Origin of the sequence: Streptomyces roseifaciens, from assembly GCF_001445655.1 — a bacterium.
Lineage (GTDB): Bacteria > Actinomycetota > Actinomycetes > Streptomycetales > Streptomycetaceae > Streptomyces > Streptomyces aureoversilis.
The window spans coordinates 1-24,816 of record NZ_LNBE01000005.1 but is presented as its reverse complement, the minus strand read 5'-3'; the positions used below and the strand labels follow the sequence as shown (position 1 = coordinate 24,816).

The window sequence follows — 24,816 nt, the reverse complement described above, 5'->3', positions numbered from 1 at the left end:
GCACGATGGGTGGCATGGCGGACGAGACGGCGGCCGGTGCGGCGGCGGATGCGGACGGGGCCCTCGCGGGGTTCTCCCCGGCGACACGCGCCTGGTTCACGGGAGCCTTCAGCGCGCCCACGGCGGCGCAGGAAGGGGCCTGGCGGGCCATCGGCGAGGGGTCGGACGTCCTGGTGGTCGCGCCGACGGGATCGGGCAAGACGCTGGCGGCCTTCCTCGCCTCGCTCGACCGGCTGGCGAGCGTCCCGCCGCCGGCCGAGACCAAGAAGCGCTGCCGGGTGCTCTACGTGTCCCCGCTCAAGGCCCTCGCCGTGGATGTGGAGCGCAATCTCCGCAGCCCGCTGACCGGCATCCGGCAGGCGGCCGTCCGCCTGGGGCTGCCCGAGCCGGAGGTGCGCGTCGGGATCCGCTCCGGCGACACCCCGCCCGCCGAGCGCCGGGCCCTCGTCAACCGCCCGCCGGACATCCTGATCACGACCCCCGAGTCGCTCTTCCTGATGCTCACGTCCGCCGCCAGGGACGCGCTCAAGGGCGTGGAGACCGTCATCCTCGACGAGGTGCACGCGGTCGCGGGCACCAAGCGGGGTGCTCACCTCGCCCTGTCCCTGGAGCGGCTCGACACACTGCTGCCCCGCCCCGCGCGGCGCATCGGCCTCTCCGCGACGGTCCGGCCGGTGGACGAGGTGGCACGCTATCTCTCGCCGCAGCGGCGGGTGGAGATCGTCCAGCCGCCGTCCGGCAAGGAGTTCGACCTGTCGGTGGTCGTCCCCGTGCAGGATCTGGGCGAGCTGGGTGCGTCGCCGGTCCAGGACGGCGGTGACGGCAAGGACAGGCCGTCCATCTGGCCCCATGTGGAGGAGCGGATCGCCGATCTCGTCCAGGCTCACCGTTCCACCATCGTCTTCGCCAACTCCCGCCGGCTGGCCGAGCGGCTGTGCAACCGGCTGAACGAGATCGCCTACGAGCGCGCCACGGGCGCACCCCTGCCCGAGCACCACTCCCCCGCCGAGCTGATGGCCGAGTCCGGCGCGGCCAAGGGGGCGCCGCCGGTCCTCGCCCGCGCGCACCACGGTTCGGTCTCCAAGGAGCAGCGGGCCCTGGTCGAGGAGGACCTCAAGGCGGGCCGGCTGCCCGCCGTCGTCGCCACCTCCAGCCTGGAGCTGGGCATCGACATGGGCGCGGTGGACCTGGTCGTCCAGGTCGAGTCGCCGCCGTCGGTCGCCTCGGGGCTGCAGCGGGTCGGCCGCGCGGGCCACCAGGTCGGCGCGGTCTCCACGGGCGTCGTCTTCCCCAAGTACCGGGGAGACCTGGTGCAGGCGGCCGTGGTGACCGAGCGGATGCGCTCGGGGGGCATCGAGTCCCTGCGGGTGCCCGCCAATCCGCTGGACGTCCTGGCCCAGCAGATCGTCGCCATGGTCTCCGTCGACACCTGGGACGTGGAGGAGCTGCTGGCCCTGGTGCGGCGCGCCGCCCCCTTCGCCTCCCTGCCGGAGTCCGCGTACACGGCGGTGCTCGACATGCTCGCGGGCCGCTATCCGTCCGACGCCTTCGCCGAACTGCGGCCGCGCCTGGTGTGGGACCGCGTCGCCGGTACGGTCACGGGCCGCCCGGGTGCGCAGCGGCTCGCCGTCACCTCCGGCGGCACCATCCCCGACCGCGGGCTGTTCGGCGTCTTCCTGGCCGGCGCCGATTCCAAGGAGGGCGCCAAGGGCGGCCGCCGGGTCGGCGAGCTGGACGAGGAGATGGTCTACGAGTCGCGCGTGGGCGACGTCTTCACCCTGGGCACCACCTCGTGGCGGATCGAGGACATCACGCGCGACCGCGTCCTCGTCACACCCGCGCCCGGCGTCCCGGGGCGGCTGCCGTTCTGGAAGGGCGACCAGCTGGGGCGCCCCCTCGAACTGGGCCGCGCCCTGGGCGCCTTCCTCCGTGAAATCGGCTCCGCGGATGCGGACGCCGCCCGGGAGCGGCTCGCCTCCGCCGGCCTCGACACCTGGGCGGCGGACAACGTCCTGGCCTACCTGAGCGAGCAGCGCCAGGCGTGCGGGCACGTCCCGGACGACCGGACCATCGTCGTGGAGCGCTTCCGCGACGAGCTCGGCGATTGGCGCGTGGTCGTCCACTCGCCCTTCGGCGCCCAGGTGCACGCCCCCTGGGCACTGGCCCTGGGAGCCCGCCTCGCCGAGCGGTACGGCATGGACGCCCAGGTGATGCACGCCGACGACGGCATCGTGCTGCGGCTGCCCGACGCCGACCTCATGGGCCTCGACCTGCTGGACGCCGACCCCGCCCGCAAGGGCACGGAGTACGACGGCGAGCAGTCGCCCGTCGGCGCCGCGGACGTCACCTTCGACAAGGGCGAGATCGGCCAGATCGTCACCGACCAGGTCGGGGGCTCCGCCCTGTTCGCCGCGCGCTTCCGCGAGTGCGCCGCCCGGGCCCTGCTGCTTCCCCGGCGCAACCCCGGCAAGCGCACCCCGCTGTGGCAGCAGCGCCAGCGCGCCGCCCAGCTGCTGCAGGTCGCCGGGGAGTTCGGTTCGTTCCCGATCATCCTGGAGGCCGTCCGCGAGTGCCTCCAGGACGTCTTCGACGTCCCCGGTCTCGCCGAGCTCATGGGCGACATCGAGTCGCGCCGCGTCCGGCTGGTGGAGGTGACCACCCCGGAGCCGTCGCCGTTCGCCCGCTCGCTGCTCTTCGGCTACGTCGCCCAGTTCCTCTACGAGGGCGACTCGCCGCTCGCGGAGCGCCGTGCCGCCGCCCTGTCGCTGGACTCGCGGCTGCTCGCCGAGCTCCTGGGCCAGGCCGAGCTGCGCGAGCTGCTCGACGCGGAGGTGCTGGCCGAGCTGGAGCGCGAGCTGCAGTGGCTGACGGAGGACCGGCGCGCCAAGGACCGCGAAGGCGTCGCCGACCTGCTGCGCCTGCTGGGCCCGCTGACCGACGCCGGCCTCGCCGGGCGCGGCGCCGAACCGGCCTGGGTGCGGGAGCTGGCGGAGTCCCGGCGCGCCGTCCGCGTACGGATCGCCGGGGAGGAGCGCTGGGCGGCCGTCGAGGATTCGGGGCGGCTGCGCGACGCCCTGGGCACAGCTCTGCCCGTCGGCGTCCCGGAGGCCTTCACCGAGCCCGTAAAGGACCCGCTGGGCGACCTCCTTGCCCGGTACGCCCGGACCCACGGCCCCTTCACCTCGGCCGATGCCGCCGCCCACTTCGGCCTGGGCACGGCCGTGACCGACGGCGCGCTGCAGCGCCTCATGGCCGGCGGCCGCGTCGTCCAGGGCGAGTTCCACCCCTCCGGCATCGGCCAGGAGTGGTGCGACGCGGCGGTCCTGCGCAGGCTGCGCCGCCGTTCCCTCGCGGCGCTGCGGCACGAGCTGGAGCCCGTACCGCCCGCCGCGCTGGCCGCGTTCCTCCCCCAGTGGCAGCACGTCGGCACCCACAGCCTGCGCGGCATCGACGGACTGCTGCGCGCGGTCGAGCAGTTGCAGGGCGCGCCGGTCCCGGCGTCGGCCCTGGAGAAGCTGGTGCTCCCCGGCCGCGTGCGCGACTTCTCCCCGGCCATGCTCGACGAACTCACCGCGGCGGGCGAGGTGGTGTGGGCCGGAGCCGGAGCCCTCCCCGGCAAGGACGGCTGGGTGTCCCTGCTGCTCGCCGATGCGGCCCCGCTGCTGCTGCCCGCCCCCCACCCGCTGGAGCTCTCCCCCGTGCACCAGGCGGTGCTCGACGCGCTCTCCGGCGGCTACGGCCTGTTCTTCCGTCAGATCGCCGAGCGCGTGCGCGCCGCCGTCCCCGACGTCACGGAGCCGCAGATCGCCGACGCCCTGTGGGACCTCGCCTGGTCCGGCCGGCTCACCAACGACACCCTCGCCCCGCTGCGCGCCCTCCTCGGCTCGGGGCGGACGGCAGGCTCCACGGCGCACCGCGCCAAGCGCGCGGTGCCGCGCGGCCGTTACGGTTCCTTCACAGCGCGCGGCGGCCTGCCCACCTCGCCGACCGCCTCCCGCGGGGGACCTCCCACGGTCGCGGGCCGCTGGTCCCTGCTGCCCGGGCACGAGCCCGACCCCACGCACCGCGCCCACGCCCTGGCCCGTACGCTCCTCGACCGGCACGGGGTCGTCACCCGCGGAGCGGTGGCCGCCGAGGGCGTGGAGGGAGGCTTCTCCGCCGCGTACCGCGTGCTGTCCGTCTTCGAGGAGAGCGGCCAGGCGCGCCGCGGATACGTGGTCGAGGGCCTGGGGGCCGCGCAGTTCGCCATGGACGGCGCCGTCGACCGGCTCCGGGCCGCGAGCACGGCCCGCGACCGGGCGGCAGGCGGCACCCCCGCCGCCGCGAGCGGCATGCCGTGGGAGGCCCCGTCCACGGCCCCCCGCCGCACCCGGGCCGTCGTCCTCGCCGCGGCCGACCCCGCCAACGCCTACGGTGCAGCGCTCTCCTGGCCCGAGCCGCCCGCCGGTGCCACCCACAAGCCGGGGCGCAAGGCGGGCTCCCTGGTCGTGCTCCTCGACGGCGCTCTCGCCCTGTACATGGAGCGCGGCGGCAAGACTCTGCTCGCCTGGCCGCAGCAGGAGGGGGCCGAGACGGCCGATGCGGACGACCCGGGGCTGCGCGAGGCGGCCGAGGCTTTGGCCGGGGCGGCCCGGGCGGGCGCGCTCGGCACCGTCACGGTCGAGCGCATCAACGGCGCAGCCGCGCTGTCCTCCCCCCTGGGCCCCCTGCTGGAGGCGGCGGGCTTCCACGCCACACCCAAGGGCCTGCGCCTGCGCGCGCCCTGAGCCGGAAGCCGGACAAGGGCAGACAAGGACGGACTGGGCAACGGGAAGGACGGAGGAGCACATGCCCGAGGGAGACACCGTCTGGCGCACCGCGCGGGAGCTCGACCGCGCCCTGGCCGGCGCCCCGTTGGTCCGCTCCGACCTGCGCGTCCCCTCACTGGCCACCGTGGACCTCACAGGCCGCCGCGTCACCGAGGTCCTCCCCCGCGGCAAGCATCTGCTCACGCGCGTGGAAGGCGGCCTGACCCTGCACTCGCACCTGAGGATGGACGGCGCCTGGCGCGTGTACGCCGCCGGCGAGCGGTGGCGCGGCGGCCCCGGGCACCAGATCCGCGCCGTGCTGGCCACCGCCGACCGCACCGCCGTGGGGTACCGCCTGCCCGTCCTGGAGCTGCTGCGCACCGCCGACGAGAGCTCGGTGGTCGGCCACCTCGGCCCGGATCTCCTGGGCCCCGGCTGGGACGCGGAGGAGGCGCTGCGCCGGCTGCTCGCCGACGCGGGCCGGCCCGTCGGCGAGGCCCTGCTCGACCAGCGCAACCTCGCCGGCATCGGCAATGTCTACAAGTCGGAGCTCTGCTTCCTGCTCCGGGTCTCCCCCTGGCTGCCCGTCCGCGACGTCCCGGCCCCCGAGCGTCTGCCCGCCCTCGCCAGGAAGCTCCTGGAGGCCAACAAGGCGCGCACCGCCCGCATCACCACCGGCGATCCGCGCCCCGACCACCGGGTGTGGGTGTACGGCCGCGCCGGTCGGCCCTGCCGCCGCTGCGGCACGCCGCTGCGCACGGCGGACCAGGGCGAGCCGGGTCAGGAGCGCGTCACGTACTGGTGCCCCGCCTGCCAGCCCGGCCCCGCACCCGGGCACACCGGATGATTAAGCCGAACGAGTGAAGCCCTGCATTCCGTCGGGCTCCACCCTCATACCCGCCCCCTCACGCCCACCCGTCCTCATCCCCGACCACCCCGGCCGTCCTCACGACCGGCCGGCCCCGCCGCGCCGCCAGCACGCCCACGCCACCCGCCCCGCCCGTGCGGCCAAGGCGCCCAGGAGCCCCTCCCGGGCGTCACGCCGCCTCCAGGGACCGCAGTGCACCGGCAGCAGGCTCAGGCCCCACCCTCCGGCGAGGACGAGCCCGTCCACGGGCCCCGCCCGCCCCGGCTGGACGAGCAGCCTCAGCAGGGCCCACCACCACACACCGCCGGCGACGAGCGCCGCCACCCGCCCCAGCAGGGCGTACGGCCGACGGCAGCCCCAGACATCACGCCGGACCATGGCTGCCTCCTTCGGCCGACGCTAGACCGGCTTCCCCTGGCGTGGGAGAGCGCACCGGAAGCCGGAAGCGGCGCGCTGCACGCCCGTTCGCGCCCTGCGACGCCGGCGGTCAGCCGTAGTCCCCGCCCCGCAGCCGCGCCAGCTCCTGCTCCAGCTCCGTGATCCTGCGATCGCGCTGGTGCAGGTCGACGATCAGCCGCTGCTCGCCCTCGTGGGTGCCCTCCTGGTACACCCGGCGCACGAAGGTGCCGGCCGTGGTCTGGTCGAGGTCCGTGAGCACCATCAGCTCGTTCGTGAAGCGGATCACCGGGTGCTCGTCCATGTCCCCAGGAGAGCGCGGCCGCGCCGCGGGCGCCACCGGAGGCGGATCCGGCGGGACAGAAGCCCACGGGACCTCCGGCGCTCCGGCACCAGAGGCCCGACACCAGAAGACCGGCACCAGAGGACCGGCACCAGAAGACCGGCACCGTAGCCCCGGCACGACGGATCCCCCGGGCTCCGGCGCCCGGGGGATCCCGTCTCCGCTACGTCGGGGTCTCCCCCCGGCGTCGTCAGGCGTTCTCGGCCTGGAACATCCAGTGGTGCTTCTCGAGGTCGCCGGTCAGACCGATCAGGAGGTCCTGGGTGACCGGGTCCGGCTCCTCGGTGGCGCGAATGCGCTCCCGCATCCGGGTGATCACCGCGCCGAGCGCGGAGACGAGGGTCTGTACGGCCTCGGTGTCCTTGGCCCAGCCACCGCCGACGGGGTCGATACCGCTGGTCTTGGCGACGGTCTCGGCGCGCCCGTCCGGCGCGACGCCGAGGGCCGAGGCGCGCTCGGCGACGGTGTCGGCGTGCACGCGGGCGCTCGCGACGACTTCGTCCAGCTGGAGGTGGACCGAGCGGAAACGGGGACCCACGACGGTCCAGTGCACCTGCTTGGCCACCAGCGAGAGGTCCACCAGGTCGACCAGCGCGCCCTGGAGGGCGTCCCCCACGGTCTTGCGGTCCTGCTCGGACAGCGAGCTCTTGACGACAGACATCCAGGTTCTCCCCATCTCAACGGTTTGGCCCGTTTGTTCCGTGTTGTTCGTCTTTTTATCCGCCTTCCCGCCGGCCCGCCATCGCACACCACCGCAAATCCACCCCGGAACGAACGGCTCCGGGAAACACGAAATCCCGGTCGGAGATCCGACCGGGATTTCACGGAAAACGCCTGTCAGGCCGCGACCACATCCACGGCCTCGGCGGGAGCCTTGATCGTGACTCGCTCCCCCGTCACGGACACCGCATTGAACATCGGCCGCATCGGCGCGGGTACCGGCTCGCTCGCCGCTGCCGACTGCGCCAGCTCGGCGAGCGACAATTCATCGCTGACCTCGCGCATGACCTCGGACATCCGTACGTCCAGAGCGTCGCAGATTGCGGAGAGAAGCTCGGAGGACGCCTCTTTCTGCCCCCGCTCGACCTCGGAGAGGTAACCGAGCGAGACCCGGGCGGATGAGGAGACCTCGCGCAGAGTGCGGCCCTGGCGCTGGCGCTGCCGACGCAGCACGTCACCCAGCAGGCGACGGAGCAGAATCATCGGTGGCTCCCTCCTTGGACCGCGAATCCGGATCCTTCACGCCCCACCGTACCGCCTCGGGCTCCGGCCGTGCGGGGAGCTATGTCGTGTTCACTCAGGGCTGCAAACATCCATTCCCCCCGTTGTGTTCCGTATCCTTTGCGCCCACGTTTTCCGTCAGTTCGTTCAGCAGCAGTTCCAGCACCGACCGGACGCTCTCCGACCGGATCCGGGAGCGCTCCCCGTCCAGCGAGAGCTCGCGCACCCGGGTGCGCTCCCCCGGCCCCGCGACGGCCACGAAGACCGTCCCGACGGGCTTGCCGTCCTGGGGGTCGGGACCGGCGACACCGGTTGTGGCGAGACCCCAGTCGGCGCCCAGCAGCGCGCGGACGCCGTGGGCCATCTGCCCGGCAACCTCGCCGTCCACGGCGCCGCGGCCAGCGAGCAGTTCCCCGTCCACGCCCAGCACCGCGGCCTTGACCTCGGTGGCGTAGGCCGTGACCGACCCGCGCACCGAGCGGGACGCGCCGGGCGCCGCGGTCAGCTCCGCCGCGACCAGCCCTCCGGTGAGCGACTCGGCGGCGGCGACGGTCTCGCCGCGCGCCACCAGCGCTGCCAGGACCGCCGACGCCGCCGGGGTGCACGTGTCGCCCGCCGTGCTCATCGGGATGCGGTCCCCGGGTTTCCGGCGCCCGCAGCGGCCCGGCCGGCCCTGCGCAGCACGACGGCCTGCTTCACGTAGTCGAGCCCCGTGGCCACCGTCAACACCACGGCCACCGCCATCACCCAGAAGCGAGCGGTGGCCAGCGCCCCGGTCAGCGCCAGGATGTACATCCCGACGGCGACGCCCTGCGCGAGGGTCTTCATCTTGCCGCCGCGGCTGGCCGGGATGACGCCGTGCTTGATCACCCAGAACCGCATCAGCGTGATGCCGATCTCGCGGAAGAGGATCACGCCGGTGACCCACCACCACAGGTCGCCCAGTGCGGACAGGCAGATCAGAGCCGCACCCATGATCGCCTTGTCCGCGATCGGGTCGGCGATCTTGCCGAAGTCCGTGACCAGGTTGTACGTCCGGGCCAGATGACCGTCGAAGAGATCGGTGATCATGGCGATGGCGAAGGCGGCCCAGGCGAAGGAGCGCCAGGCCGGGTCGTAGCCGCCGTTGTGGAGCATCAGCAGCACGAACCCGGGCACGAGCAGCAGCCGCACCATGGTGAGGATGTTGGCGATGTTCCACAGCCCGGCCTGCCTTACGGCTGCCGCCGGGGCATGGCCTCCGGTGGCGGAGGCCGGGACTCCGGTCATCTGCCCGCCTCCTCGGTACACCCTCCGTCGCCGAGCGGTTCGGCGACGAGGTCGACACCCTCGCTCGCCACCACCTTGGCCACGACCATACGGCCGGGGACGAGGTCCGGGCCGGCGCCGAGCAGGACCTGGCCGTCGGTCTCGGGCGCCTGGTGCGCGGCCCGGCCGATCACGCCGTCCTCCTCGTCCACACGGTCGACCATCACCTCAATGGTCTCTCCGATCCGCTCCTCCGCGCGCTGCGCGGTGAGCTCCTCGGCGAGCCGGGAGATGTGCGCGAGGCGCTCGGCGACGGTCTCGGCGTCGAGCTTGTGGTCGTAGGTGGCCGCTTCGGTGCCGTCCTCGTCGGAGTAGCCGAAGACGCCGATGGCGTCCAGGCGGGCTCCGGTCAGGAAACGTTCCAGCTCAGCGACGTCCTCCTCGGTCTCACCGGGGAAGCCGACGATGAAGTTGGAGCGGGCGCCGGCCTGCGGGGCCTTGGCCCGGATCTGGTCGAGCAGCTCCAGGAAGCGGTCGGTGTCGCCGAAGCGGCGCATGGCGCGCAGCACGCCGGGGGCCGAGTGCTGGAAGGACAGGTCGAAGTAGGGCGCGACCTTCTCGGTGGAGGTCAGCACGTCGATGAGACCCGGCCGCATCTCCGCCGGCTGCAGGTAGCTGACCCGGATGCGCTCCAGGCCGTCGACGGCCGCCAGCTCGGGCAGCAGCGTCTCCAGCAGGCGGATGTCGCCGAGGTCCTTGCCGTAGGAGGTGTTGTTCTCCGAGACCAGCATGACCTCCTTCACGCCCTGCTCCGCGAGCCAGCGCGTCTCGCCCAGCACGTCGGAGGGGCGGCGGGAGATGAAGGAGCCTCGGAAGGAGGGGATCGCGCAGAAGGAGCACCGCCGGTCGCAGCCGGAGGCGAGCTTCACGGACGCGACGGGGCTGGACTCCAGCCGGCGGCGCAGCGGCGCGCGCGGCCCGGAGGCCGGCGCCACGCCCTCGGGCAGGTCGTCGGGAGGGGTGTCCTGGGCGTGCCCCGGGAGGGCCACATCGGCGCTCTGCCGCTCGGCGGGGCTGATCGGCAGCAGCTTGCGGCGGTCGCGCGGGGTGTGGGAGGCGTGGACGCCGCCGGAGAGGATGGTCTGGAGCCGGTCGGAGATGTCGGCGTAGTCGTCGAAGCCGAGCACGCCGTCGGCCTCGGGCAGCGCCTCGGCGAGCTCCTTGCCGTACCGCTCGGCCATGCAGCCGACGGCGACCACGGCCTGGGTGCGCCCCTGGTCCTTGAGGTCGTTGGCCTCCAGGAGGGCGTCGACGGAGTCCTTCTTCGCGGCCTCGACGAAGCCACAGGTGTTGACGACGGCCACATCGGCGTCGGCGGCGTCCTCCACGAGGTCCCAGCCATCCGCCGCCAAGCGGCCTGCCAGCTCCTCCGAGTCCACCTCGTTACGGGCGCAGCCAAGTGTGACAAGAGCGACGGTACGGCGTTCGGGCATAGGGCTCAGCCTACTTTGTCCCGGAGCCGCATCCGCTGCCGAGGCTCCCGGCGAGGCCGGTGGGCCACGAGAGAACGATCACCAGGGGGCGCGTCCCCCAGCCGTCCGCGCCCGCCTTCCGCCGCAGGTCAGCCCGCTACGGGGTCTCCCTTGGTGTAGCTGAGGCGCTGGACCTGGCCCTTGTCGCCGACATTCTTGACTTCCTTGCCGTTCACGAACAGCCGAACGGCCCCGGCGTTGCCGAGAACAAGATCGATCCGGGTGTTGTCGGTGAAGGTCTTGGAATCGCCCTGCTTGAGGACGCCCTCCTCCAGCAGTCTGCCGTTGTGATCCTTGGCGGACATCCAGGTCTGGCCGTTCTCGGCGGCGAGCTTGACGGTGACCTTGTTGGCCGGCGCCCCGGCGATGGCCTTGCCCGAGGGCTCCGCCTTCGGGTCGGCCGGCTTGCCCGAGGGCAGCTTCCGGCTCGGCGAGGCGGAGGGCTTGGCGGAGGGCGAGTCCGCGGCGACGGAGCCGTTGGTGCTCTTGGCGCCGCCGTTGAAGAGCGTGAAGCCGACGAAGCCGACGACGGCCACGATCGCGGCGACCATCGCCGCCGTCCAGTTGGGCCGGCGGGGCTCGGGGCGGATGCGCTCGGCGTCGAAGACGGGTGCCGCGGGGGTCGGCGCGGGGCGCCCGCCGCGCTCGGCGTCGTAGCGCGCGAGCAGCTCGGCCGGATCGAGGCCGACGGTGACCGCCAGGGTGCGGATGTGCCCACGTGCGTAGACGTCTCCGCCGCAGCGCGAGAAGTCGTCCTGTTCGATCGCGTGCAGGATCGGGATGCGCACGCGGGTGGTGGAGCTGACCTCGTCGACGGTCAGTCCGGCGCTGATACGGGCCTGCTGGAGAGCCCGGCCGATCGACGGCCGGTCATCTGCTTCTGCGTCTGCGGAGGAGTTGCCGATGGACACGTGGGCGCCTTTCGAGCGTGTAGCCACCTGCTGGGAGTTCAGTCTAGGGGGGATACGAAAGCCGCGGGCAAGCGGGAAGCCGGACTTTGTACGCCATCAGATGACTCTGCGGCGCCGACGGTGGAACATCGGACCGCCCCCCTTTCTCAACTCGACACGCCGCCGAGAGAAACGGTTGGGCAGGAATCTTCGGCGCCGTCAGGACCCGCCGTCCCCGCGGATCACCGCGAGCACGGCATCCAGCTCATCGGGCTTGACGAGGACGTCGCGGGCCTTGGAGCCCTCGCTCGGGCCCACGATGCCCCGCGACTCCATCAGGTCCATCAGTCTGCCCGCCTTCGCGAATCCCACACGCAGTTTGCGCTGCAGCATCGAGGTCGAGCCGAACTGGGTGGAGACGACCAGCTCCGCGGCCTGGCACAGCAGGTCCAGGTCGTCGCCGATGTCCTCGTCGATCTCCTTCTTCCTGGCCGTGCCCACGGTGACGTCGTCCCGGAAGACCGGCGCCATCTGGTCCTTGCAGTGCTGCACGACGGCCGCGACCTCGGCCTCCGTGACGAAGGCGCCCTGCATGCGGACCGGCTTGCCCGCCCCCATGGGCAGGAAGAGGCCGTCGCCCTTGCCGATCAGCTTCTCCGCGCCCGGCTGGTCGAGGATGACGCGGCTGTCGGCGAGCGAGGAGGTGGCGAAGGCGAGCCGGGACGGCACGTTCGCCTTGATCAGGCCGGTGACCACGTCGACGGACGGGCGCTGGGTGGCCAGCACAAGGTGGATGCCGGCGGCACGGGCGAGCTGGGTGATCCGCACGATCGAGTCCTCGACGTCCCGCGGGGCGACCATCATCAGGTCCGCCAGCTCGTCGACGATCACCAGCAGATAGGGGTACGGGGAGAGCTCGCGTCCGCTGCCCTCCGGAGGAGTGACCTTGCCCGCCCGGACGGCCGCGTTGAAGTCGTCGATGTGCCGGAAGCCGAAGGCCGCCAGGTCGTCGTAGCGCAGGTCCATCTCGCGGACGACCCACTGCAGGGCCTCGGCCGCCCGCTTGGGGTTGGTGATGATCGGGGTGATCAGGTGCGGGATGCCCTCGTAGGCGGTCAGCTCCACGCGCTTGGGGTCGACGAGCACCATGCGCACCTCGTCGGGCGTGGCCCGCACCATCAGCGAGGTGATGAGGCAGTTGATGCACGAGGACTTGCCGGAGCCGGTGGCGCCGGCGACGAGGATGTGCGGCATCTTCGTCAGGTTGGCCATCACGTAGCCGCCCTCGACGTCCTTGCCGAGCGCGACGAGCATCGGGTGGTCGTCCCCGGCGGCGTCCGCGAGGCGCAGGACGTCGCCCAGGTTGACCATCTCCCGGTCGGTGTTGGGGATCTCGATGCCCACGGCGGACTTGCCGGGGATCGGGGAGATGATGCGGACGTCCGGGCTGGCGACGGCGTAGGCGATGTTCTTGGCGAGGGCGGTGATGCGCTCGACCTTGACGGCGGGGCCCAGCTCCACCTCGTAGCGCGTGACCGTGGGGCCGCGGGTGAAGCCGGTGACGGCGGCGTCGACCTTGAACTCGGAGAAGACGGTGGTCAGCGCGGCCACTATGGCGTCGTTCGCGGCGCTGCGCGCCTTGCCCGGCCCGCCCCGCTCCAGCAGGTCGAGCGTGGGCAGGGAGTAGGTGATGTCGCCCGAGAGCTGGAGCTGCTCGGCGCGCGCGGGCAGGCCCGGGGCCGCGTCGGGGGCGGGCGCGGCCTTGGTGAGGTCCGGCACGCCGCGGGTGAGGTCGGGGACGCCCTTGGTGCGGTCCTGGACGGCGCCCGGCCCCTGGCCGCGGCCCCGCGCGCCCGGCACGGCGCCCGGCTGCCCGCCGTCGTCCTGCACGATGCCGCTGCTGAGCCCGGCGACGAGCGGGGTGGGCGGCACGCCGTGCAGCACGGCCCCGTCGAGCGAGGCGGCGGCAGCGGCCGCCATGTCGACCGCGTCGGGCTCGCGGCCGGCGGGGGGCTCCACGGGCTGCCCGGCGGGGCGCCGCGGCTTGCGCCGCTTGTTCAGCGCCTCCTCCTCGGCCCGCTCCGGGTCGGCCGCCCCGGCGGCCCGTCGCGTCGCAGCGCGGCGGGGGCGCGCGGCGGGCTCCTCGCGCCAGTCCTCGGCGTACTCCGCGTAGCCGGCGGCGTCCTCCGCCTCGTACTCGCCGGGCAGCGGCTCGATCAGCCCGAGCCGGATCCCCAGCTGCCGCAGGCGGCGCGGGATGGCGTTGACCGGGGTGGCGGTGACGACCAGCAGGCCGAAGACGGTGAGCAGCACCAGCAGCGGCACGGCGAGCACCTCGCCGACCGTGAAGACCAGGGGTTTGGACGCGGCCCAGCCGATCAGGCCGCCCGCGTCCTGCAGGGCTTGCGAGCCGTCGCCCCGCCCGGGCGACCCGCAGGCCACGTGGACCTGTCCGAGGACGCCGACGACCAGCGCGGACAGACCGATGACGATCCGTCCGTTGGCCTCGGGGCGCTCGGGGTGGCGGAAGAGCCGGATCGCGATGATGCCGAGAAGTATCGGTACGACGAGGTCGAGCCGGCCGAAGGCGCCGGTGACGAGCATGGTCACCAGGTCGCCGACGGGGCCCTCCAGGCTGGACCAGGTGCCCGCCGCCACGATCAGGGCGAGGCCCAGGAGCAGCAGCGCCACGCCGTCCTTGCGGTGGGCCGGATCGAGGCCCCGCGCGCCGCGGCCGACGCCGCGGAACAGCGCGCCCACGCCGTGGGCCACGCCCCGCCCCACGCGGCGGACGCCGCCGGCGGGAGCGGGCGCACGCTTGGGTGCCCGCTTGGCCGCGGCCTTCTTGGCGGGCGCTTTGCGGGGCGGCGCCTTCTTGGCGGGCGCCCGTCCCGCGGGCCTGGGCGCTGCCTTCTTGGCGGCGCCCCCGGAGCGCCCGGCACGCTGCTTCGAGGTGCCCGCCGCGCTCTGGGAACCCTTGCCGGACGTACGTGAGGCCATGGAGCCGAGATTACCGTTGCCGGGCGCGTGGGACACCCGCGCCCCGGCGTTCACCCGTTCGTGTCGTGGCCCAATGTTTTCAAGGGTGACAGGGCGTCAAAGAGTCAGCTGGGAGCGGGCAGCGGGCTCGCTCCGCTGCCGGCCCCGGGCTCCAGGGCGTCCAGCGCGCGCCGCAGGCCGGTGAGTTTGCGCTCGAGGTGGGCGGCGGTGGCAACGGCCGCGGCGTCGGCGGACTCGTCGAGCTGCTTGGTGAGCGCCTCGGCCTGCTCCTCGACGGCGGCGAGCCGTGCGGAGAGCTCGGCGAGCAGCCCCGCGGGCTCCTGGGCGGCCGCAGCGCCCGTACGCCCCGACTGGCCGTTCTCCAGCTGCAGCCGCAACAGGGCCGCCTGCTCGCGCAGCTGGCAGTTCTTCATGTACAGCTCGACGAAGACCGAGACCTTGGCGCGCAGCACCCACGGGTCGAAGGGCTTGGAGATGTAGTCCACCGCACCCGCCGCGTAGCCCCGGAAGGTGTGGTGCGGGCCGTGGTTGATGGCGGTCAGGAAGATGATGGGGATGTCCCGCGTCCGCTCCCGCCGCTTGATGTGCGCCGCGGTCTCGAATCCATCCATGCCAGGCATCTGGACGTCCAGCAGGATCACTGCGAAATCGTCCGTCAGCAGCGCCTTGAGCGCTTCCTCCCCTGACGATGCCCGTACCAGTGTCTGATCGAGCGCCGAGAGGATGGCCTCCAGCGCCAGCAGATTTTCCGGCCGGTCATCGACCAGGAGGATCTTGGCCTTCTGCACCATGGCCCGTCCTCCTCGCCCCGGCAGTGCACCGGGCGCCGCCCCAGGGGACGACTCCCTTGCGCCGCCCGTCCTTGTGCCGGTCATGGTAGCCGCACCCCGCCGGTCGCCACACCCTGTCACCGCGATGTCACTGTGCACGTAGCAGAAACGTAGTGGGGGACCAGAAGGTTCCCCGAATCCCCGGTCCCCACACGTCCTCGCGCACACTCGGTCAGCGGCCGCCCGCCAACGCCGGGCGGCCCGTGCGGCTCCTCCTCACTCGGCGCGCATCCATTGCTCCATCACCGTGAGCAGGTGATCGGTGTCGACGGGCTTGGTGACGTAGTCCGACGCCCCCGCGTCGATGCTCTTCTCCCGGTCGCCCTTCATCGCCTTCGCGGTGAGCGCGATGATGGGCAGGCCCGCGAACTGCGGCATCCTGCGGATGGCGGCCGTCGTGGCGTAGCCGTCCATCTCCGGCATCATGATGTCCATCAGGACCACCACGACGTCGTCGTGCTGCTCCAGCACCTCGATCCCCTCGCGGCCGTTCTCCGCGTAAAGCACCGAGAGCCCGTGCTGCTCCAGGACGCTCGTGAGGGCGAAGACGTTGCGGATGTCGTCGTCGACGATCAGCACCTTCTCGCCGTGGAAGCCCCCGCCGAACCCGGACCCGAAGTCCTTGGCCGTCGGTTGCTCTGCGTCACCATGGAGCTCGGTCGGCCACGGCTCGCCCTGGGGGACGGCCGGCGGCTGGGTCCCCGGCGCGGGCGGAGCGGGCCACTGCGCGGCGGCCTGCGCGGCCCGCTGGCGCCGCAGGAGGAGGCCGGCCGCCCCGCGCGCGAGCGTATCCGCCCCGGCCGGCGGCAGGCCCGCCTCGACGGCCGTGACGTCCTCGACGCCGCCCTGCTCGGCACCGGGCTCGGGCCGGCTGCCCGGCGCGAGCTGCGGGTAGCCCTGGGGCGGCAGCTCACCGGCGTTGAGCGGGAGGTAGAGGGTGAAGGTGGAGCCGCGCCCGGGCTCGCTCGCGGCGTGGATCTCGCCGCCGAGCAGCCGGGCGATCTCCCGGCTGATCGACAGCCCGAGACCGGTGCCGCCGTACTTGCGGCTGGTCGTGCCGTCGGCCTGCTTGAACGCCTCGAAGATCACGCGCATCTTGCTGGCCGCGATGCCGATGCCGGTGTCGGTGACCGAGAAGGCGATCACCTCACCGTCCGGGTCGCGCAGCGAGCCCGCCTCCAGGAGCTGCTCGCGGATGGTGTCCGGGACGTCCCCGCCGGCCGGCCGGATGACCAGCTCCACCGCGCCGGTGTCGGTGAACTTGACCGCGTTCGACAGGAGGTTGCGCAGCACCTGCAGCAGCCGCTGCTCGTCGGTGTGCAGCGTGGCCGGCAGCTCGGGCGAGACCCGTACGGAGAAGTCGAGCCCCTTCTCCGCCGTCAGCGGCCGGAACGTGGCCTCCACGTAGTCGACCAGCTGGACGAGCGCGATACGGGTCGGGCTGACGTCCATCTTGCCCGCCTCGACCTTGGACAGGTCCAGGATGTCGTTGATCAGCTGCAGCAGGTCCGAGCCCGCGCCGTGGATGGTCTCGGCGAACTCCACCTGCTTGGGCGAGAGGTTGCCGTCCGCGTTGTCGGCGAGCAGCTTCGCGAGGATGAGCAGCGAGTTGAGCGGCGTGCGCAGCTCGTGCGACATGTTGGCGAGGAACTCGGACTTGTAGCGCATCGAGACCGCGAGCTGCTCGGCGCGCTCCTCCAGCACCTGCCGGGCCTCCTCGATCTCGGTGTTCTTCACCTCGATGTCGCGGTTCTGCCGCGCCAGCCGCTCGGACTTCTCCTCCAGCTCGGCGTTGGAGATCTCCAGCGCCTTCTGCCGGTTCTCCAACTCCGCCGACCGCTCGCGCAGTTGCTCGGTCAGCTCCTGCGACTGCTTGAGCAGCATCTCCGTCTTGGTGTTGACGCTGATGGTGTTGACGCTGGTGCCGATCATCTCGGCGATCTGGTTGAGGAAGTCCTTCTGGATCTGCGCGAACGGCTGGAACGAGGCCAGCTCGATCACGCCGAGCACCTGGCCCTCGAAGAGCACCGGCAACACGATGACGTGCGCCGGAGGCGCCTCGCCCAGACCGGAGGCGATCTTCAGGTAGCCCGGCGGAACGTTCTCCACCAGGATCGTCCGCTTCTCCTTCGCGGCGGTGCCGATCAGCGTCTCGCCCGGCCGGAAGGAGGTGGGCATGGAGCCCATCGAGTAACCGTACGAGCCGAGCATGCGCAGCTCGTAGGCGTCCCGGCCCTCCTCCGCGCCCTGACCGCCCGGCGAGCCCGTCGGCATGGCCAGGAAGAACGCGCCGTGCTGCGCGGAGACCACCGGCGTCAGCTCGCTCATGATCAGCCCGGCGACGTCGTCCAGGTCCCGGCGGCCCTGCAGGAGGCCGGAGATCCGGGCGACGTTGCCCTTGAGCCAGTCCTGCTCCTTGTTGGCCAGGGTGGTCTCGCGGAGGTTGGCGATCATCGTGTTGATGTTGTCCTGGAGCTCCAGGATCTCGCCGGCCGCATCCACGTCGATCTTGAGGTTGAGATCGCCGCGGGTCACCGCGGTGGCGACCTCGGCGATGGCCCGCACCTGACGGGTCAGGTTCCCGGCCATCTCGTTGACCGACTCGGTCAGGTCGCGCCAGGTGCCGTCCACGTCCCGCACCCGGGCCTGGCCGCCCAGCTGGCCCTCCGTACCCACCTCGCGGGCCACGCGCGTGACCTGCTCGGCGAACGACGACAGCTGGTCGACCATCGTGTTGATGGTGGTCTTCAGCTGGAGGATCTCGCCGCGGGCGTCGATGTCGATCTTCTTGGTGAGATCGCCCTGGGCGATGGCCGTGGTGACCATCGCGATGTTGCGGACCTGGCCCGTGAGGTTGGAGGCCATGGCGTTCACGGACTCCGTGAGGTCCTTCCAGGTGCCGCTGACGCCCGGCACGCGCGCCTGGCCGCCCAGGATGCCGTCCGTGCCCACCTCGCGCGCCACGCGCGTGACCTCGTCCGCGAAGGACGACAGCGTCGTCACCATGGTGTTGACGGTGTCGGCCAGCTGCGCGACCTCGCCGCGCGCCTCGACCGTCACCTTCTTGGTCAGGTCGCCGTTGGCGACCGCCGCCGCGACCTGCGAGATGTTACGGACCTGGCTGGTGAGGTTGTTGGCCATCAGGTTGACGTTGTCGCTGAGGTCCTTCCAGATGCCGGTGACGTCCCGCACCCGCGCCTGACCGCCCAGCTGCCCCTCGGTGCCCACCTCGCGGGCCACCCGCGTCACCTGCTCCGCGAAGTCCGAGAGCTGGTCCACCATCGTGTTCACGGTGGTGACCAGTTCGAGGATCTCGCCCTTCGCATCGACGGTGATCTTCTTCGACAGGTCGCCCTTGGCGACCGCCGTCGTCACCTCGGCGATGTTGCGCACCTGCGAAGTGAGGTTGTTGGCCATGAAGTTGACCGACTGGGTGAGGTCCTTCCAGGTGCCGGAGACGCCCTGCACCTCGGCCTGGCCGCCCAGGATGCCCTCGGTGCCGACCTCGCGGGCCACGCGCGTGACCTGATCGGCGAACGACGACAGCTGGTCCACCATCGTGTTGAGGGTGTTCTTCAGCTCCAGGATCTCGCCCCGGGCGTCCACGTCGATCTTCTGCGAGAGGTCACCGCGCGCGACGGCCGTCGCGACCTGCGCGATGTTGCGCACCTGCGCCGTCAGGTTGCCCGCCATGCCGTTGACGGAGTCCGTGAGGTCGCGCCACACGCCGGCCACGCCCGGCACCTGCGCCTGGCCGCCCAGCCTGCCGTCCGTACCCACCTCGCGGGCGACCCGGGTCACCTGCTCGGCGAAGGCCGAGAGCTGGTCGACCATCGTGTTGATGGTGTTCTTCAGCTCCAGGATCTCGCCGCGCGCGTCCACGTCGATCTTCTGCGAGAGGTCGCCGCGCGCGACCGCCGTGGTCACCTGCGCGATCTGCCGCACCTGGGAGGTGAGGTTGCCCGCCATGAAGTTGACCGAGTCGGTCAACTCCTTCCAGGTGCCGCTGACGCCGTCCACCCGGGCCTGACCGCCCAGCCGGCCCTCCGTGCCGACGTCGCGCGCCATGCGCGTGACCTGGTCGGCGAACGAGGACAGCTGGTCGACCATGGTGTTCACGGTGTTCTTCAGCTGCAGCATCTCGCCGGAGACGTCGACCGTCACCTTCTGCGAGAGATCGCCGTTGGCCACCGCGGTCGTCACCTGGGCGATGTTGCGCACCTGCCCCGTGAGGTTGCGGAAGGCGGTGTTCACCGAATCGGTGAGGTCCTTCCACGTACCCGCCGCACCCGGCACCGCGGCCTGGCCGCCGAGCTCGCCCTCGACGCCGATCTCCCGCGCCACGCGCGTGACTTCGGCACCGAAGGAGGACAGCTGGTCCACCATCGTGTTGACCGTGTTCTTCAGCTCCAGCATCTCGCCGGAGACGTCGACGGTCACCTTCTGGCCCAGGTCGCCGTTGGCCACGGCCGTGGTCACCTGGGCGATGTCCCGCACCTGCGTCGTGACGTTGCGGAAGGCGGTGTTCACCGAATCGGTGAGGTCCTTCCACGTACCCGCCGCACCCGGCACCTGGGCCTGGCCGCCGAGCCGGCCCTCCGCGCCGACCTCGCTGGCCACCCGCGTCACCTCGTCGGCGAAGGTGCGCAGCGTCTCCGTCATCTGGTTGATCGTCTCGGCCAGCTGGGCGATCTCGCCCCGCGCGCTGACCGTCACCTTCTGCGACAGATCGCCGTTGGCCACCGCCGTCGTCACCTGCGCGATGCCCCGCACCTGCGCGGTCAGGTTCCCGGCCATCAGGTTGACGGAGTCCGTGAGGTCCTTCCAGACGCCCGCGACGCCGGGCACCTGCGCCTGGCCCCCCAGCTCGCCCTCCGTGCCCACCTCGCGCGCCACGCGCGTGACCTCGGAGGCGAAGGAGGACAGCTGGTCGACCATCGTGTTGACGGTGTTCTTCAGCTCCAGCATCTCCCCGGCCACGTGCACCGTGACCTTGCGGGAGAGGTCGCCCTTGGCGACCGCCGTCGTCACGAGAGCGATGTCACGCACCTGGGCGGTGAGCCTCGACGCCATCGTGTTGACGGAATCCGTTAGATCCTTCCACGAACCCGACATACCGCGCACCCGGGCCTGGCCGCCCAGCTTGCCCTCGGTGCCCACCTCGCTCGCCACCCGCGTCACCTCGTCGGTGAACGCCGACAGCTGGTCCACGAGGCCGTTGACCGTACGCCCGACCTTCAGGAACTCGCCGCGCAGCGGGTGCGCCGACCCGTCCGCCCCCTGCGAGCGCAGGTCCATCCGCTGCTCCAGGTCGCCCTCGGCCACCGCCGACAGCACCCGCCCGACCTCGGACACCGGCCGCACCAGGTCGTCCACCAGGGCGTTCGACGCGTCGATCGCGGCGGCCCAGGCGCCCTCGCAGGCCCCGACCTCCAGCCGCTCCGTGAGCTTGCCCTCACGGCCCACGACCCGGCGCACCCTGGCCAGCTCCCCGGTGAGCTGCAGATTGCGGTCCGCGACCTCGTTGAAGACCGCGGCGATCTCGGCCATCACCCCGTCGCCGGAGACCGTCAGCCGCTTCCGGAAGTTTCCGTCGCGCATGGCGGACAGTGCCGTCAGCAGCCTGGTCAAGGCCGCCGTGTCGACTTCCGTCGTCCCATTGGCCCGGGACCGTCCGCCCTTCGCGCGCGTGCTCACGCCCCGCGCCTCCGCGCCAGACTCCACCGTGTCCCTCCCGCAGGGTCGATCATCCTCGTCGGGCTTCCACTTCAATCTTTCCCAGTGTTTCACCCCGGCCCGGCCAGGCCATAACAGTTCGGCAGCATCGCACACGGTCCGCGGGCACTCCCAAGGTGGAATCCGTTCGCACCGGCCTCCGCCTGTGCGGTGAAGGTAAGTAACCTGGCATCCGGCCAGGGCAATGGAGGGGCGCTGCGACATGGGTGAGCAGATCGCCGAGACCTACACGAGGAGACCTGTGATCACCGCGCGGGCTGCCGCCACCTTCGAGCCGGTCGGACGCTCGGTCGCCTCCGCCCGTGCCTTCGTCCGGGACACTCTCCAGGGCTGGGGCCACCCCGACATCATCGACGACGCCGTCGTCCTGACCAGCGAGCTCGTCACCAACGCCGTCGTCCACGCCGGCACCGCCGCGGACGTCCTGTGCATGCGCACCGCCACCGGCGTGCGCGTAGAGGTCGCCGACCGCTATCCGGAGCGCGAGGTGCCCCTGCAGAGCTCCGCCCGGCGCATCGGCGGCGTCGACCGCGAGGGAGGCCGCGGCCTGCTGCTGTGCGCCGCCCTGGCCACCCGCTGGGGCGTCGAGTACACCCCCACCCACAAGCAGGTGTGGTTCCAGCTCGACCTGCCCGACCGCCCCGCGGGCACCCGCTCCGCGGGCCCCGCCCTGCCCACCGAGGCCCTGCCGGTGGCCGACGCCCGCGTCCGCGTCGCCGTCGTCCAGCTCGACCGCAGCGGCGGCATCACCGCCTGGAACGACGACGCGGACTCCCTCTTCGGCTTCGCCGCCGAGCAGGTCCTCGGCAAGCCGCTCACCGACTTCGCCGCCTGGCCGCACACCCCCGGCACCTCCACCGGCATCGCCGAGGCCCTGCGCCTGTCCCGCTGGGAGGGGTCCTACGGCATAAGGGGCGCCGACGGCCGCATCACGCCCGTCTACGCCTCCCACCTCCGCGTCCGCGACACCGAGGGCGCCCCCTCCACCGTCTGCCTGCTGGTGCGCGAGGAGGAGCGCGCCGTCCTGCAGAGCCTGCAGCGCACTCCCGCCGCATCCGACAGCGGCACCACCGACCGGGGCACCGCCACCGACCCCTTCGAGGTCTTCATCGGCTCCCCCGCCCCCGACGACCTCGACGGCCTCCTCCAGCGCACCGTCGAGCGCGCCCGCGACATGCTCGACGGCGACGCCGCCTACCTCCTGCTGGCCACCGACGACGAGACCGAGCTGGAGGTCCGCGCCTCCACCGGCCTGCCCTCCGCCCGCCAGCGCTTCGCCCGCGTCCCCGTGGAGGCCGGCACCGGCCGCTACGGCTCCGCCCGGATGCCCGCCGTCCACGAGGACCTCGCCGTCCTCCCCGGCGCCGTGCCCCTCCTCAACGACACCGGCATGCGCTCCGTCGTCACCGTCCCCCTCAAGGTCGAGGGACGCCTCACCGGCTCGCTGGGCGTCGCCGCAGAGGCCCCGGGCCGCTACAGCAACGAAGAAGCCCTCCGCCTGCAGTTCGCCGCCGACCGCATCGCACTCGCCGTCGAGCGCGCCCGCCTCAACGAACTCGAACGCCTGCGCCGCGGCTCCCTGTCCTTCCTCGTCGAGGCCTCCGACCTCCTCGCCGGCACCCTCGACCGCGACCAGACACTCGCCCTCATGGCACAGATGACGGTGCCCACTCTCGCCACCTGGTGCGCCGTCTACACCGTGGCCGACCCCGCATCCGAACCCGAGCTGTCCTACGTCCTGCACGAGGACGAGGACCGCATCGACGGCCTCAAGACCCTCCTCGGCCGGCTCGCCCCGCCGGACCCCGTCCCCACGCCCGGCGCCCGCATCTGGACCTCTCCCTCCGAGGCCGCCCACGCCGCCGCGCTCCGCGGCTCCCTGCGCACCCTCGGCATCGCCGAGAGCGACCGCCACGCGGCCGCTCCCAGCACCTCCCTCGCCACGGCTGCCGCCGTCGGCGGAGAGACCGTCGTCCTGCCGCTCGTCGCCCGCAACCGCGTCATCGGCATGCTCACCCTCGGCAAGCCCACCGACGACCACTTCCGCCAGGAGATCCTGGAGCTCGCCGAGGACCTCTCCCGCCGGGCCGCCCTGGCACTGGACAACGCCCGCCTCTACAGCGAGCGCACCGCCATCAGCCAGTCCCTCCAGCGCAGCCTCCTCCCGCCGGAGCTGCTGCACGTCCCCGGCGTCGAGGTCGACGTCATCTACCGCGCCGCGGGCGAGGGCAACGAGGTCGGCGGCGACTTCTACGACCTCTTCCCCATCCGCGACGGCGCCTACGGCTTCGCCATCGGCGACGTCTGCGGCACGGGGCCCGAGGCCGCGGCCGTCACCGGCCTCGCCCGCCACGCCCTGCGCCTCCTCGCCCGCGAGGGCTACGGCGGCCCGGCCGTCCTGGAGCGCCTCAACGCCGCCATCCTCGACGAGGGCGCACGCAGCCGCTTCCTGACGCTGCTGTACGGCGAGCTGTGGCCCCAGGAGGACGGCAGCGCGATCCTCAAGGTCGTCTGCGCGGGCCACCCCCTGCCGCTGCGCCTGCGCCAGGACGGCACGGTGGAAGCGGCGGCCGACCCGCAGCCGCTGCTGGGCGTCATGGAGGACCTGGAGCTGTACGAGCAGACGGTCACCCTCGAACCGGGCGACGTCCTCCTGTGCGTCACGGACGGTGTGACCGAGCGCCGCGAGGGCACGCGCATGCTGGGCGACGACGGCCTCACCGACCTGCTGACGACCTGTACGGGGCTGACGGCGGGGGCGGTGGCCGCCCGGGTGCTGCGAGCGGTCGAGCGCTTCGCCGCGGAGCCCGCGTCCGACGACATGGCGATCCTGGCGATGCGGGTGCCGGAGCTGCCGTGAGGATCCGGTCCCGGATTCGGGTCCGGGTCCGGGTGTGAACCGGACGTGAATACGAAGAAGGCCCCCGCCAATTGGCGGAGGCCTTCTTTCATGGAGCCCCAAAACGGAATCGAACCGTTGACCTTCTCCTTACCATGGAGACGCTCTGCCGACTGAGCTATTGGGGCCGGCAACGAGATAAAGCATACCCCATGTTCGTACGCCCTTTTGACCACGTGGGCGGGGCGTCGAAGCCGAGCCTCGCCGTGCCTCGCCGAGCCCTGCAGGAGCTTTTCTCAGGCGGCTTCCGGAACCAGCCCGCCGAGCGCATTGCACACGGCCACGACGCGGTGCAGCTCCCGCTCGGTGGTGGCGGCGTCGACGGGCAGCGCCAGGCACTGATCGGCGGCCCGCTCGGTCTCGGCCAGCCACAAGTCCCGCCGGTAGGAGGGAAGTCGGTGCACGGGCGTCTGTACGGGCACGTGGCACCGTACGCCGCGGGCCCGCACCGCCCGTGCGAACGCATCGCGGTCCGGCCGGCCGTTGCCCAGCACACGCACCACGTAGGAGTGGTAGCTGTGCTCAACGCCCGGGGTCACGGCGGGCGTCACGACGCCCCGCAGCCTGGCGTTCAGGTACGCGGCGTTCGCCCACCTGCGCCTGGTGCTCTCGTCCACGGGAGCCGGCGGCTCGTACTGCGCATGCTGCTCGAACTCGACCACGAGCAATCCGCGCCGGTCGGCGACGGCACGCAGACCCGCCAGGTCGGCGCGGCGGCCGAAGAGGTGAACGGGCATCACTGCGGCCGCCCGGAGGGTGAGCGTCGCGGCGACCGAGTCCGGGTCCAGGCAGAGGCTCTCCGGGTCGATGTCCGCGAACACGGGCACGGCTCCGGCCCGACGGACCGCCTCGGCCGCGTCCGCCATCGCGTACGACGGCACGACGACCTCGTCACCTGCACCGATGCCCGCTGCCGTGAGCGTCTCCACTGTCCCCATGCCTGGAGGGTTTCCGGGGGACGTGAACACGGCGTGACGCTCCGCAGTTCATTGTGGAAATAAAAAAGCTCCGGTAGCTGAACTGGGTTCAGCTACCGGAGCTTTTTCTAAAATTTGTTCGGCGGCGT

The 24,816-nt window shown here is 72.4% G+C and carries 15 protein-coding genes and 1 tRNA gene; 3 read left to right on the top strand and 13 right to left on the bottom strand.

Annotation, left to right across the window (positions count from 1 at the left end):
• The first annotated feature begins 14 nt into the window (after positions 1 to 14).
• Positions 15 to 4,766: an ATP-dependent helicase gene (locus tag AS857_RS33540; RefSeq protein ID WP_058047243.1), complete on the top strand. Its 4,752-nt coding sequence runs from the start codon at positions 15 to 17 to the stop codon at positions 4,764 to 4,766.
• Between the two features lie 61 nt (positions 4,767 to 4,827).
• Complete coding sequence (locus AS857_RS33535; RefSeq protein ID WP_058047242.1) at positions 4,828 to 5,634, top strand: DNA-formamidopyrimidine glycosylase family protein; 807 nt, start codon at positions 4,828 to 4,830, stop codon at positions 5,632 to 5,634.
• A 99-nt stretch (positions 5,635 to 5,733) separates the two neighbouring features.
• On the opposite strand, the gene AS857_RS41710 is transcribed toward AS857_RS33535, so the two are convergent.
• The 11 genes from AS857_RS41710 to AS857_RS33480 all read right to left on the bottom strand — a co-directional run bounded on the left by AS857_RS41710 (position 5,734) and on the right by AS857_RS33480 (position 20,839).
• A complete protein-coding gene (locus AS857_RS41710) occupies positions 5,734 to 6,033 on the bottom strand; it encodes a hypothetical protein (protein WP_245700764.1) in 300 nt (99 codons plus the stop codon).
• A gap of 109 nt (positions 6,034 to 6,142) precedes the next feature.
• Positions 6,143 to 6,355 (bottom strand): hypothetical protein, encoded by a 213-nt coding sequence (locus AS857_RS33525; protein WP_058047241.1) that lies wholly within the window; start codon positions 6,353 to 6,355, stop codon positions 6,143 to 6,145.
• Positions 6,356 to 6,584: 229 nt separating this feature from the next.
• Entirely contained in the window at positions 6,585 to 7,055 is a 471-nt protein-coding gene (locus AS857_RS33520) for a Dps family protein (protein WP_058047240.1), read from the bottom strand.
• A 176-nt stretch (positions 7,056 to 7,231) separates the two neighbouring features.
• Positions 7,232 to 7,597 (bottom strand): helix-turn-helix domain-containing protein, encoded by a 366-nt coding sequence (locus AS857_RS33515; protein ID WP_058047239.1) that lies wholly within the window; start codon positions 7,595 to 7,597, stop codon positions 7,232 to 7,234.
• 94 nt (positions 7,598 to 7,691) lie between these two features.
• Positions 7,692 to 8,240, bottom strand: a complete 549-nt coding sequence (locus tag AS857_RS33510) for a CinA family protein (RefSeq protein ID WP_058047238.1) — start codon at positions 8,238 to 8,240, stop codon at positions 7,692 to 7,694.
• On the bottom strand, positions 8,237 to 8,884 hold the full coding sequence (gene pgsA / locus AS857_RS33505; protein ID WP_058047237.1) for a CDP-diacylglycerol--glycerol-3-phosphate 3-phosphatidyltransferase: 648 nt from the start codon (positions 8,882 to 8,884) through the stop codon (positions 8,237 to 8,239). The genes AS857_RS33510 and pgsA overlap by 4 nt, the downstream gene beginning before the upstream one ends.
• Positions 8,881 to 10,356, bottom strand: a complete 1,476-nt coding sequence (gene rimO, locus AS857_RS33500) for a 30S ribosomal protein S12 methylthiotransferase RimO (protein WP_079110896.1) — start codon at positions 10,354 to 10,356, stop codon at positions 8,881 to 8,883. The genes pgsA and rimO overlap by 4 nt, the downstream gene beginning before the upstream one ends.
• Before the next feature lie 128 nt (positions 10,357 to 10,484).
• Positions 10,485 to 11,306 carry a helix-turn-helix domain-containing protein gene (locus tag AS857_RS33495; protein WP_058047235.1) on the bottom strand — a complete coding sequence of 274 codons (822 nt, stop codon included), beginning with the start codon at positions 11,304 to 11,306 and terminating at the stop codon, positions 10,485 to 10,487.
• Between the two features lie 198 nt (positions 11,307 to 11,504).
• Positions 11,505 to 14,285: a DNA translocase FtsK gene (locus tag AS857_RS33490; RefSeq protein WP_058047319.1), complete on the bottom strand. Its 2,781-nt coding sequence runs from the start codon at positions 14,283 to 14,285 to the stop codon at positions 11,505 to 11,507.
• A gap of 104 nt (positions 14,286 to 14,389) precedes the next feature.
• Positions 14,390 to 15,076, bottom strand: coding sequence for a response regulator (locus tag AS857_RS33485; RefSeq protein WP_058047234.1), 687 nt, complete (start codon positions 15,074 to 15,076; stop codon positions 14,390 to 14,392).
• A 255-nt stretch (positions 15,077 to 15,331) separates the two neighbouring features.
• The gene (locus AS857_RS33480) at positions 15,332 to 20,839 is read right to left on the bottom strand and encodes a HAMP domain-containing protein (RefSeq protein ID WP_079110895.1); all 5,508 of its coding nucleotides are present in this window, start codon (positions 20,837 to 20,839) and stop codon (positions 15,332 to 15,334) included.
• A 214-nt stretch (positions 20,840 to 21,053) separates the two neighbouring features.
• Here AS857_RS33480 and AS857_RS33475 point away from each other — a divergent pair, with 214 nt between their 5' ends.
• A complete protein-coding gene (locus tag AS857_RS33475) occupies positions 21,054 to 23,711 on the top strand; it encodes a SpoIIE family protein phosphatase (protein WP_058047233.1) in 2,658 nt (885 codons plus the stop codon).
• A 91-nt stretch (positions 23,712 to 23,802) separates the two neighbouring features.
• Here AS857_RS33475 and AS857_RS33470 read toward each other — a convergent pair.
• Together AS857_RS33470 and AS857_RS33465 are read right to left on the bottom strand one after the other, a co-directional pair.
• Positions 23,803 to 23,878: transfer RNA gene (locus tag AS857_RS33470), tRNA-Thr, on the bottom strand.
• Positions 23,879 to 23,986: 108 nt separating this feature from the next.
• On the bottom strand, positions 23,987 to 24,688 hold the full coding sequence (locus AS857_RS33465; protein ID WP_058047232.1) for a DegT/DnrJ/EryC1/StrS family aminotransferase: 702 nt from the start codon (positions 24,686 to 24,688) through the stop codon (positions 23,987 to 23,989).
• Positions 24,689 to 24,816 lie beyond the last annotated feature (128 nt).